Here is a 1405-nt window from a genome sequence, read left to right as displayed (position 1 = left end):
GTCCGTGCTCGCCCTGGCCCCCGTCGTTCCCGTCGTGGTCGTCGACCGCGCCGAGGACGCCGTACCGCTGGCCCGCGCGCTGGTCGCCGGCGGGCTGCCCGCGATCGAGATCACGCTGCGCACGGCCGGCGCGCTGGAGGCGATACGGGCCGTCGCCGGCGAGGTGCCCGACGCGGTCGTCGGGGCCGGGACGGTGCTCACCCCGGAACTGGCCGGCGCGGCCGCCGAAGCGGGCGCCCGCTTCCTCGTCAGCCCCGGCTGGACCGAGCGGCTGCTGGACGCCCTGCGCGGCTCGGGACTGCCGTTCCTGCCGGGCGTCTCCACCACCTCGGAGGTGGTGGCGCTGCTGGAGCGCGGGGTGACCGAGATGAAGTTCTTCCCGGCCGAGGCGGCGGGCGGCACCGCGTATCTGAAGTCCCTCGCCTCCCCGCTCCCCGGCGCCCGGTTCTGCCCGACCGGCGGCATCAGCGCCGCGAAAGCGCCCGCGTATCTCGCGCTGCCCAACGTGCCCTGCGTGGGCGGCACCTGGATGCTCCCGCAGGACGCGCTCGCGCGGCGGGACTGGGAGCGCGTAAGGGAACTGGCCGCCGAAGCCCGCGAACTGGGCGCCGGATAGCCTGACCTGCGTGGCAACTGACGACACGGCCGGGCGCACGGCCCCCGCACCACCGCACCGTCCGCGTCCGCCGCTTCGCGCCGTGTCCCTGCTGGTGCCGCTCGCCCTGCTGCTCGCGGGCTGCGCCTCGTCGGACGGCGGCTCCGGCGGCAGCGCGCGTGCGGTGCGCAAGCCGCCCGCCGGCGCCCCCTTCGACTACCAGCTGAGCGCGCCCTACCGGCCGTCGAAGGGCGTGCGGGTGCTCTCCCGGGACCGCGTCGCACGGCCCGCGTCCGGCCGCTATACCGTCTGCTACGTCAACGCCTTCCAGTCCCAGCCCGGCAAGCGGGCCGCGCGCTGGTGGGAGGACACGCACCCGGATCTGCTGCTGCGCGACGGCCGCGGGAAGCCGGTCGTCGACGAGGACTGGAACGAGCCGCTGCTCGACATCTCCAGCGGCACCAAGCGGAAGAGGTTGATCCGGATCGTCGGCCGCTGGATCGACGGCTGCGCGGAGCGCGGCTTCGACGCGGTGGAGCCCGACAACCTCGACTCCTACGAGCGCTCCCACGGGCTGCTGGACACCGGCGACGCGGCGGCGTTCGCCCGGCTGCTCGCCCGCCGGGCCCACGCCGGCGGGCTGGCCATCGCCCAGAAGAACACCGCCGACCTGCTGAAGGAGCACCGGCGGATCGGGTTCGACTTCGCCGTGACCGAGGAGTGCGCGCGGTACCGGGAGTGCGGGCGGTACGCGCGCGCGTACGAGGGGCGGGTCTTCGACGTGGAGTACCGCGAGCGGGACTTCACCCG

2 protein-coding genes are annotated in these 1405 nt (G+C 75.4%); both read left to right on the top strand.

Annotation, left to right across the window (positions count from 1 at the left end; all coding sequences use genetic code 11):
- On the top strand, positions 1–616 hold a 616-nt coding region (eda, locus tag G5C65_RS37245; RefSeq protein WP_165303457.1), incomplete at its 5' end, for a bifunctional 4-hydroxy-2-oxoglutarate aldolase/2-dehydro-3-deoxy-phosphogluconate aldolase.
- A gap of 10 nt (positions 617–626) precedes the next feature.
- The coding region (locus G5C65_RS37240; protein WP_338146850.1) for an endo alpha-1,4 polygalactosaminidase at positions 627–1405 on the top strand (779 nt) is incomplete at its 3' end.

The sequence above is a fragment of the Streptomyces boncukensis genome, assembly GCF_011045075.1.
Classification (GTDB): Bacteria; Actinomycetota; Actinomycetes; order Streptomycetales; family Streptomycetaceae; genus Streptomyces; species Streptomyces boncukensis.
This window is presented reverse-complemented; position numbering and strand designations above follow the sequence as displayed.